Raw genomic sequence first — 9,710 nt, 5'->3', positions numbered from 1 at the left:
GGCATGGACATGGAAATGGCATCCAACTTCGCCCTGATCTCCGCGAAATACTACTGCCCACAACAACTCGCCAAAGCATGATCACCAGCTGGCGCCGCTCGGCGTTTGCACGATGATCGTCCTTGCCGCGCCCGCGCATGCCGACACCGCGCCGGGATCCAGCGACACCGCCTTCCTGGCGACCTTGCGCGGCGCCGGCATCGGTTATACCAACCCGGGGCAAGCGATCGCTGCCGGAGAAGTGGCATGCGGATTGATCGGGCGCCGGCAAACCCGCCAGCGAGGTGGTCGATGATTTGCAGCGGAACAACCCGGCGCTGACCGCCGAACAAGCAACCCGATTCGTGGCGATCTCGGCCAAATACCTATGCCCACGCCAACTGGCTACCGGGTAGCTGCCGGGCGCCTCCTTCGCCCGGCGGGCCATCTGCTGTTCACCTCGGCGTGGTTGGCTGGCCGCGCCGCGTGAACCATGCCGACGGAGAGGGGTGCACCATGACGCAGACGCTGAGCGTCGCCGATTTCGCGCTCCGCCTGGGTGTCGGGGTGGGGTGTGGCGCGCTGGTCGGCGTCGAACGGCAGTGGCGGGCCCGACGGGCCGGTCTGCGCACCAATGCGCTGGTCGCCGCCGGTGCCACATTGTTCGTGCTGTACGCCGTGGCCACCGAGGACAGCAGCCCGACCAGGGTCGCGTCCTACGTTGTTTCCGGGATCGGGTTCCTCGGCGGTGGGGTGATCCTGCGGGAGGGCGTGAACGTGCGAGGCCTTAACACCGCGGCCACGCTGTGGTGCTCGGCGGCGATAGGTGTGCTGGCCGCTTCCGGGCATCTCCTGTTCACCTTGATCGCCACCGGCACCGTGATCGTGATCCACCTGGTGGGCCGGCCGCTGGGCCGGGTGATCGACCACGACGACAACACCGAGGACGACGAGGGCCGTCAACCCTTTCTGGTGCAGGCGACCTGTCGACCCAAGGCGGAGAAATATGCCCGCGCCCAGTTGGTCCAGCACGCCAGCAGCAACGACGTGACGCTGCGGGGCATTCACACGGGCCATGCCGGCGACGACGAGATCACCCTGACCGCGCACGTACTCGTCGACGGCCACACCCCGACCAAGCTCGAGCGGCTGGTCGCCGAGCTGTCGCTGCAGCCCGGAGTTCGCGCGGTGCAGTGGTACGCCGCCGACGAAGTGCAGCCGGACTGAGGGCTATGGACGGGCCTGCAGTGCCGGCGCGGCGGCGGCCAGCAGGTCGGCCCGCACGCCGGTCAGGGGGGGATAAATCCGCTCGGCGTTGATGGTGCGTTTGGTCGTCTTGGCGTCCTCACCCGTGGCGATCACCTGGCGATCCCACCCTTCGGTGTAGACGGCGCCCGCGGGGCCGAGGTCGAGAACCGTGACGTACCAAGGGATCCGCAGCGCCAGCATCGGCTCGTCCAGCAGGTCGCCGATCACGTTGTAGCCCGCGTAGCGGCCCATCGGCCGGCCGTGCTGGCACGACATCACCGACAGGTGCTCGTCGTCCATGCGGGCGGCCGCCACGTCACCGGCGGCGAACACCGACTCGACACCAAGCACCCGCAGATAATCGTCGACCGGTAGCCGGCCGAGCTGGTCGCACGCCACCGGCAGCTGCCCGGTCAACGGGTTGGCCCGTACCCCGGCGCACCACACCACGGTGGCCGCCTCGAGCCGCTCGCCCGACGACAGCGATACCCCACCCGGACTGACCGCGGTGACGGTCACTGCCGTCCTGGTCTGGACCCCGTTGTCGGACAACGCCTGTTCGATGACCGGTCGCGCCGAGGCGCCCATCCCGGATCCGACCGCAGGGTTGTGGTCGACCAGTATCACCCGCGGGGCCACCCGCGGGAACAACGCGCGCAACCGGTTCGGCAGTTCGCAGGCCACCTCGATACCGGTCAGCCCGGCTCCCACGACGACGACCGTCGCCGCCGCGGACGTCACAGCCGCACCGGCAAGCCGGTGCAGATGCCGTCGCAGCGCGTCGGCTCCGTCATAGGTGTCGACGTCGAAGCCGAAGTCGGCCAGCCCGGGGATGGCGGGCTTGACCACGCGGCTGCCCGCCGCCAGCACCAGCCGGTCGTAGCGGAACGTCGCACCGGCCGACGTACCCACCGTCTTCGCGTCGACGTCGATCGCGGTCACCTCGGCGGCGACGTGCGCCACCCCGACCGGATCGAGCAGGTCGGCGAGCGGGATACGGCACGGGCTCAGATCCGCCTCGTAGTTGCGGACCCGGATGTCGTGAAATGGTTTCGGATTCAGCACCGTGATGTCGACGCGTCCCGCGGGCACCCCGAGTTCGTCGAGTCGGCGAGCCGCGCCAAGCGCCGCCCAAAGCCCCGCGAATCCGGCCCCGACCACCAGCACAGCGGCCACGTATGCACCCCTGAATCCGTCGGGGCGGCGGCATCCGCGACCGACCGTCGTAACCTATCCGTGTGAATGCCGTCACCGGGTTCTGGTCCGGGCTGCCGCCGCAGATGCGGGATCCCGTGCTGTTCGCGATCCCATTCTTCCTGCTGCTGCTGACTCTCGAGTGGACCGCGGCGCGCAAGCTGGAGCGCCTCGAGCAGGCAGCAAACCACACCGCCCGCCCAGCGTCGAGGTCCTGTCTGACCCGCGACTCAATCGCGAGCATCTCGATGGGGCTGGTGTCGATCGCCACGACCGGCGGGTGGAAGGCGCTGGCACTGTTGGGGTACGCGGCGATCTACACCTACCTGGCGCCTTGGCACCTACCGGTAAACCGGTGGTACACGTGGGTCGTCGCGATTCTGGGCGTCGACCTGCTGTATTACCTCTATCACCGCATCGCCCACCGGGTGCGGCTGGTCTGGGCGACACATCAGGCCCACCACTCCAGCCAATATTTCAACTTCGCCACCGCGCTGAGGCAAAAGTGGAACAACAGCGGCGAGATCCTGCTGTGGATCCCGCTGCCGCTGTTGGGGCTTCCGCCGTGGATGGTGTTCTTCAGCTGGTCGCTGAACCTGATCTACCAGTACTGGGTGCACACCGAGCGCATCGACAAATTGCCGCGCCCGATCGAGTTCCTCTTCAACACCCCGTCGCACCACCGGGTCCACCACGGCATGGACCAGCTCTACCTGGACAAGAACTACGGCGGGATCTTCATCCTGTGGGACCGAATCTTCGGCAGCTTCCAGGCCGAGGTGTTCCGTCCGCACTACGGCCTCACCAAACAGGTGGACACCTTCAACATCTGGACCCTGCAGACCCACGAGTACGTCGCGATCGCGCGGGATTGGCGCTCGGCGGACCGGTTACGTGACCGGCTGGGCTACGTGTTCGGGCCGCCGGGCTGGACGCCGCGCCCGACCGCTCGGCCCGACGCAAGCGTGCGCCTGGCCACGTCGATGTAACGCCGGCCCCGGCTGCGGCGAACAGACCGATGTCGAAACAGTAACGACGTAATCTCAACTTGTGGTCGACGCCCGCGTCGGCCTCGACGGAGAAACGGAGTCCGTCCATGATGTTTCGCCTGGCTTTTCGCGTCGCCGCCGCGTCTCTTGCCGTGCTGGGCTTCGGCCCCGGCCTGCCGGCCGCCCACGCCGACCCCGTCACGGTGTACCCGGGCATGGAAATTCTGCAGGAAAATCGGTTGTGCACCCTGGGTTACGTCGACCCGGGCCAGCGGCTCGCCTATACCGCCGGGCACTGCCGCAGCGGCTCGGCCACCGTCGTCACCGACAAGAACCGCAACGTCATCGGCCACCTGGCGACCTTCCGCGACGACACACCCAGCGGCTCGACGGTGGCCGTGGACCAAGCGATCAGCGATTACGAGGCGATCATCCTCGACCCGAACATCCCGGCGAACAACATCTTGCCGGGCGGACGTCCGCTGGTGTCCAGCCCGAGCGTCGTGGTGGCGCCCGGACAGTCGGTGTGCCACTTCGGGGTGTCGACGGGCGAGACGTGCGGAACCGTCGAGGCCGTGAACAACGGTTGGTTCACTATGTCGCACGGTGTCCAAAGCCACCCGGGCGACTCGGGCGGGCCGGTGTATCTGGCCCCGCCGGGTGGACCCGGGCAGATCGTCGGAATCTTCAACAGCGTGTGGGGAGATCTGCCCGCCGCGGTGTCCTGGCGGACCACCTCCGAGCAGGTCCACCAAGATCTCGCCGGCCGCGTCAACGAAGGTTAGCGCCTCATCGGGACGCCAGCGCGAACACCGGGATCGTCGGCGCCGCGGCATTGAACTGCTGATCGGTCGATTCGGGGGTCAATCCGCCCACGTACCCCTTGACCTGCCAGAACCACCGATCGAGGTAGCGCCTCAGCAGTTCCGGCTTGGCCGCATCGTCGACCTCGACGGCCCGCAGACGTTGCCGCCGCCAGCGCGGTCCGATTTCGACCTCGCCCGCGGCCCGGACGTTGCGTGCCCATTGGGTGTTGCCGCGCGGGGAGACCAGGTAGTCCACGCCGTCGACGGTCAGCAGGTTGACCACCACGCCACGCGGCTGGCCGGTCTTGCGGCCGCGGACCCGAAGGGCGCGCGTCCCGACGATGCTGACGCCGGATTCGGCGAGCCATCGAATGACGGCGTTGCCGGCCCGGGCAGCCCGGTTGGGTTCTTCGTAGCGCGTGGACGTCGGGGGCCCTTTCCGCAGGCATCAGCACATTGAGAGAGCACTGCTCTCTTTGCTGGATACGCTGCCACACGCCGTCCGCAAAAGCAAGAGCACTGTTCTCGGTTGTGCCAGACTGGCGGTGTGGGCAAACGCCAGCAGACGCGGGAGCAGGTCCAGACGCGCATCGTCGAGCTGGGACGGCATCACCTGGCCGACCGCGGCGCCGCCGGGCTGTCGCTGCGCGCCATCGCACGGGACCTGGGCATGGTCTCCTCGGCCGTGTATCGGTACGTGGCCAGCCGCGACGAATTGCTGACCCTGCTACTGGTCGACGCTTACTCCGACCTCGCCGACACTGTGGACCGCGCTCGCGACACCCAGGGTGAACTGTGGAGCGACGACATCGTCGCCATCGCACGCGCCGCGCGGCGCTGGGCCGTCGCGCATCCCGCGCAGTGGGCCCTGCTCTACGGCAGCCCGGTCCCCGGATATCACGCACCGCCCGAGCGCACCGTCGCGGTGGGCACCCGGGTGATCGGCGCCATCTTCGACGCGATCGCCGCGGGAATCACCACCGGCGATATACGACTGACGAGTGTCGTTGTGCCACAACCGATGTCGTCGGATTTCGACCGAATCCGGCACGAGTTCGGCTTTCCTGGCGACGACGCGGTCATGGCCAAATGCTTCGTGTTCTGGGCGGGGGTGCTGGGCGCGATCAGCCTCGAGGTGTTCGGCCAGTACGGTGCCGGCACGCTGACCGATCCGGAAGCCGTCTTCGACACCCAGCTGCGGCTGCTGGTGGAGATGCTGGCCCAGCACTGACCCAACCGTGATTACCCCCGGGAACCCGCCTGGCGCGACAAATTAGAACGTGTTCACCCTTGGCCTGCCGGTGCCAGAGGGTTGGCGCGCGGCAAAGAATTTACGTCCCCTTCTGGCCGCCGGCAGCCTGGGCTATCCTGCCAAGCGATGACGCTTCCCGTTCAGTCGCCGATACAGATCGCGTGGGTGACCGCCGACCTGGCCGCCACCGAAAAGGCTCTCACCGGCCTGTTAGGCGTCCGGAAGTGGGTGCGGATTCCGGACGTGCACTTTGCTCCGGACGTCTGCAGCTACCGTGGCAAGCCCGCCGACTTCGTCGCGCACATCTCCCTGAGCTATCTCGGCGACATGCAGCTCGAACTCATCGAGCCGGTCCGCGGTGAGAACGTCTATAGTGACTTTCTGCGTGAGTCCGGGCCGGGTTTGCACCACATCTGTGTCGAAGCCGACACCCCCGAGCACTTCGCGGCGGCGCTGGCCGAGGCCGCCACCCGGGGCGCCGCGGTGGTGCAGCAGGGCGTGATGCCGGGCGGGATTCAATTCGCTTACGTCTCGGCCCCACAGGGCGGGGTCCCGTACCTGGAGATCGCCTACATCTCGCCCGACATGAAGGCGTTCTACGCCTACATCAAACAGGAGCAGCAGCGGTGAGACGCCCCAACGACGACGCAGCACGCAGCGATAAGGAGGAATGGCGCCGATGAGCACCGAAATTCCAGCAACGGTTCCCGCCGACAGTGTGCCGTCCTGGTCGGATGACGTCGACGTCCTGGTCATCGGCTTCGGCATCGGGGGCGGATGCGCAGCGGTGAGCGCCGCGGCCGCGGGTGCGCGGGTAGTGGTTCTCGAACGCGCCGCCGCCGCCGGTGGCACCACCGCGATGGCGGGCGGCCACTTTTACTTGGGCGGGGGCACGGCGGTACAGCAGGCCACCGGGCACGACGACACGCCCGAAGAGATGTACAAGTACTTGGTCGCGGTGTCGCGCGAACCCGACCACCAAAAGATTCGCGCCTATTGTGACGGGAGCGTCGAGCATTTCAACTGGCTGGAGGAGTTGGGCTTCCAGTTCGAGCGCAGCTACTACCCCGGCAAGGTGGTCGTGCCGCCGGGGACCGAGGGCCTGAGCTACACCGGCAACGAAAAGGTGTGGCCTTTCTGCGAACAGGCCAAGCCGGCACCGCGCGGGCACTCGGTGCCGGTGCCGGGCGAACTGGGCGGCGCGGCGATGGTCATCGACCTGCTGGTCAAGCGGGCCGCCGATCTGGGTGTGCAAGTGCGCTACGAGACCGGGGCGACGAATCTGGTCCTCGACGACAACGGCGCGGTGGTCGGTGTCGTGTGGAAGCATTTCGCCGAAACCGGTGCGATCAAAGCAAAGTCGGTGATCATTGCCGCGGGCGGTTTCGCGATGAACGCGGAGATGGTGGCCGAGCACACGCCCGCGCTGGCTCAGGAGCGGAAGACCAAGCACCACGGCACCGTGGCGCCCTACATCCTGGGCAACCCCAACGACGACGGGCTCGGCATTCGGATGGGCATGTCGGCGGGCGGCGCGGCCAAGTACATGGATGAGCTGTTCATCACCGCGGCGGCCTATCCACCCGCCGTGCTGCTCACGGGTGTGATCGTCAACAAGGAGGGCAAGCGGTTTGTCACCGAGGACTCCTATCACTCGCGCACCTCGGCGTTCGTGTTGGAGCAGCCGGACCAGACCGCATACTTGATCGTCGATGAGGCGCACACCGAGATGCCCGAGATGCCGTTGATCCGATTCCTGGACGGCTACGAGACCATCGCCGAAATGGAGGAGGCGCTGGGCATTCCCAGCGGCAACCTCGCGGCGACGCTGGATCGCTACAACGAATTCGCGGCCAATGGCGAGGATCCGGATTTTCATAAGCAGCCGGAATTCCTTGCGCCCCAAGACCATGGGCCCTGGGCGGTCTTCGACCTGTCGTTGGGGCGGGCCATGTATTCGGGGTTCACCATCGGCGGGCTGGCCACCTCGGTGGATGGCGAGGTGCTGCGGGCCGACGGCACCGTGGTGCCGGGCCTCTATGCGGCCGCGGCGTGCGCGTCCAACATCGCCCAGGACGGCAAGGGCTACGCCAGTGGCACGCAGCTGGGCGAGGGTTCGTTCTTCGGGCGCCGCGCCGGAGCGCACGCGGCAGCGGCAGCGCAGGCGCGCTGAAAACACAGCCGGAGCGCACGCGGCAGCGGCAGCGCAGGCGCGCTGAAAACACAGCCGGAGCGCACGCGGCAGCGGCAGCGCGCTAGACGTTCGCGGGCTGGGAGCCGACCGGCCCGAGGCGCCATTGACCCCCGCCGAGCAACTGCAACTCTTGTTCGTGGTGCTGCTCGACGGTGTGGCGATGACTGACGCTGACCACCACGCAGTCGGGTAATTCGCTGCGCAACAACTGATACAGGGCGAACTCCAGCCCCTCGTCGAGGGCGGACGTGGCCTCGTCGAGGAAAACCGCACGCGGCTTGGTCAGCAGGATGCGGGCGAACGCGACACGCTGCTGCTCGCCGGGGGAGAGCACCTTGGCCCAGTCGCGCTCTTCGTCGAGCCGCTCGATGAGCGGGGCCAACGCCACCTTGGTCAGCGTTTCGGCGACCAGGTCCTCGGGGACATCGTCCGGCGAATTCGGATAGCACACAACGGTTCGCAAGCTACCCAGCGGCACGTACGGCAATTGGGACAGGAACATCGTCGCATTCTCGCCGTCCGGTCGGCATAGCGTTCCCGAGGCGTACGGCCACAATTCGGCCAGACTGCGCAGCAGGGTGGTCTTGCCCGCGCCGGATCGACCGGTGATCACCAGTGAATCACCGGTGTCCAGCTGCACGTCGAGTGAATCGATCAATTGGTCGCCGTCCGGCGTCCGGACCTCGACATGGGCGAGTTCTACGGCCGTGTCCTCACTGGGCTTGACCAACAATGCCGGCAGCGCACGGCCTTGGGCGTTGGCGTCCACCAGGCCGTGCAGACGCAGGATGGCCGCGCGGAACGAGGCGAACGCGTCGTAGTTGTTCCGGAAGAACGACAGCGAATCGTGAATGTTGCCGAACGCGGTCGCCGTCTGGCCCACGTCGCCGAAGTCGATCTTGCCGGCGAACAACCGCGGGGCCTGAATCACCCACGGCAGCGGGACAATTGCCTGCGACACCGACCAGTTCCAGCCGTTGAAGATGATGGTCCGGCGAACGAACCTGCGGTAGTTGTCGATGATCGGGGTGAAGCGCCGCCACAACTGCCTGCGCTCGACCTGCTCACCGCGGTAGAAGCCAACGGCCTCCGCGGCATCGCGCAGCCGCACCAGCGCATAACGGAACGCGGCGTTGAGCTTTTCGTTGTTGAAGCTGAGCCAAATCAGCGGGCGCCCAAGCCAAAATGCGACGATCGTCGCGATCAGCACATAGACCAGGACCGTCCAGAACATGGCGCGCGGCAACGTCACTCCGAACAGCGTCAGATCCCCGGACAGGTTCCACAGAATGGCGGCGAACGAGATCACCGAGGCCACCGCGTTGACCGCCCCGAACAGCAGGGTGCTGCCCGTCCCGTTGGACGGAATGTTCGGGGTCGCACCGGCATTCGCGGTGAAGATGTCGATGTCCTGCTGGATACGCTGGTCGGGGTTGTCGATCGTGTGGTCGATGAAAAGATCGCGGTAGTAGGCCCGCCCGTCCAGCCAGTCGTCGGTGAGGTGAGCGGTCAGCCACATGCGCCAGGCGATGATGAAGCGCTGCGTCAGGTAGATATCGGCCATGAACCGCGCGACGTACAGCGTCGCCAGCACACTGAAGACCACCAGTGACATCCAAAAGCCATGAACGCCTGACTGTTTGACGGCATCGTCGCCCGCGGCCAGGCCCTGGACCGCCTTCTGCACCGCCGTGTACAAGTCGTTGCCCTGGTAGCTGAGCAACACGGTCAGCCGCACCGCAAGCAGCACCGAAAGGAGTAGCACGCCGAGCATCAGCCACACCCTCACGCTGGCCGAGCCGACGAAGTAGCCGCGGGTGATTCGCCAGAACTGCCGGCCCCACGGCGTGAAATACCTGAACGCGGCGAGCACGATCAGCAGGCAGACTGCGCCCACCACCCACGCGATGGCGACCCACCGCAAGGAATCGGTCAGCGCCGACGACCAATCGATAGATGGCTTGAATACCGTCGGACCCAACTTCGACGTCTCCTGGCTATCGAGGCCTCGCGAGGAGAGCCTCTGGGCGAATGCTTCCCCGCGAAGG

At 66.8% G+C, this 9,710-nt stretch carries 10 protein-coding genes and 2 pseudogenes; 9 read left to right on the top strand and 3 right to left on the bottom strand.

The window, feature by feature from the left end:
- The 4 genes and pseudogenes from AWC25_RS18895 to AWC25_RS18880 form a co-directional block, all read left to right on the top strand.
- Nucleotides 1–81 (top strand): annotated as a pseudogene (locus tag AWC25_RS18895) (DUF732 domain-containing protein); the annotation flags it as partial.
- Nucleotides 82–112: 31 nt separating this feature from the next.
- Nucleotides 113–295 carry a DUF732 domain-containing protein gene (locus AWC25_RS27885; protein WP_084229470.1) on the top strand — a complete coding sequence of 61 codons (183 nt, stop codon included), beginning with the start codon at nt 113–115 and terminating at the stop codon, nt 293–295.
- Nucleotides 282–395: pseudogene (locus AWC25_RS27880) on the top strand (DUF732 domain-containing protein); the annotation flags it as partial. The gene AWC25_RS27885 and the pseudogene AWC25_RS27880, both read left to right, overlap by 14 nt.
- Before the next feature lie 100 nt (nt 396–495).
- Nucleotides 496–1,206, top strand: coding sequence for an MgtC/SapB family protein (locus AWC25_RS18880; RefSeq protein ID WP_069401765.1), 711 nt, complete (start codon nt 496–498; stop codon nt 1,204–1,206).
- 3 nt (nt 1,207–1,209) lie between these two features.
- On the opposite strand, the gene AWC25_RS18875 is transcribed toward AWC25_RS18880, so the two are convergent.
- Nucleotides 1,210–2,403: an NAD(P)/FAD-dependent oxidoreductase gene (locus AWC25_RS18875; protein WP_069401766.1), complete on the bottom strand. Its 1,194-nt coding sequence runs from the start codon at nt 2,401–2,403 to the stop codon at nt 1,210–1,212.
- A 62-nt stretch (nt 2,404–2,465) separates the two neighbouring features.
- On the opposite strand from AWC25_RS18875, the gene AWC25_RS18870 reads away from it, so the two are divergent.
- Together AWC25_RS18870 and AWC25_RS18865 are read left to right on the top strand one after the other, a co-directional pair.
- Nucleotides 2,466–3,410 (top strand): sterol desaturase family protein, encoded by a 945-nt coding sequence (locus AWC25_RS18870; protein ID WP_069401767.1) that lies wholly within the window; start codon nt 2,466–2,468, stop codon nt 3,408–3,410.
- A 107-nt stretch (nt 3,411–3,517) separates the two neighbouring features.
- On the top strand, nt 3,518–4,195 hold the full coding sequence (locus AWC25_RS18865; protein ID WP_069401768.1) for an Rv1815 family serine proteinase: 678 nt from the start codon (nt 3,518–3,520) through the stop codon (nt 4,193–4,195).
- Nucleotides 4,196–4,199: 4 nt separating this feature from the next.
- Here the strand turns inward: AWC25_RS18865 and AWC25_RS18860 are convergent, their stop codons facing one another.
- Nucleotides 4,200–4,661, bottom strand: coding sequence for a nitroreductase family deazaflavin-dependent oxidoreductase (locus AWC25_RS18860; RefSeq protein ID WP_085167261.1), 462 nt, complete (start codon nt 4,659–4,661; stop codon nt 4,200–4,202).
- A gap of 102 nt (nt 4,662–4,763) precedes the next feature.
- Between AWC25_RS18860 and AWC25_RS18855 the strand changes: the two genes are divergently transcribed.
- The 3 genes from AWC25_RS18855 to AWC25_RS18845 all read left to right on the top strand — a co-directional run bounded on the left by AWC25_RS18855 (nt 4,764) and on the right by AWC25_RS18845 (nt 7,641).
- Nucleotides 4,764–5,447, top strand: coding sequence for a TetR/AcrR family transcriptional regulator (locus tag AWC25_RS18855; protein ID WP_198166697.1), 684 nt, complete (start codon nt 4,764–4,766; stop codon nt 5,445–5,447).
- Nucleotides 5,448–5,594: 147 nt separating this feature from the next.
- Nucleotides 5,595–6,098: a VOC family protein gene (locus tag AWC25_RS18850; RefSeq protein WP_069401771.1), complete on the top strand. Its 504-nt coding sequence runs from the start codon at nt 5,595–5,597 to the stop codon at nt 6,096–6,098.
- 49 nt (nt 6,099–6,147) lie between these two features.
- Entirely contained in the window at nt 6,148–7,641 is a 1,494-nt protein-coding gene (locus tag AWC25_RS18845) for an FAD-binding protein (RefSeq protein ID WP_069401815.1), read from the top strand.
- 82 nt (nt 7,642–7,723) lie between these two features.
- Here the strand turns inward: AWC25_RS18845 and bacA are convergent, their stop codons facing one another.
- Nucleotides 7,724–9,643: a vitamin B12 ABC transporter pemease/ATP-binding protein BacA gene (bacA, locus tag AWC25_RS18840; protein WP_069401772.1), complete on the bottom strand. Its 1,920-nt coding sequence runs from the start codon at nt 9,641–9,643 to the stop codon at nt 7,724–7,726.
- Nucleotides 9,644–9,710 lie beyond the last annotated feature (67 nt).

The organism is Mycobacterium sherrisii, from assembly GCF_002102355.1.
GTDB lineage: Bacteria > Actinomycetota > Actinomycetes > Mycobacteriales > Mycobacteriaceae > Mycobacterium > Mycobacterium sherrisii.
The sequence above is the reverse complement of the archived record's forward strand: the minus strand, read 5'-3'. Positions and strand labels throughout refer to the sequence as shown.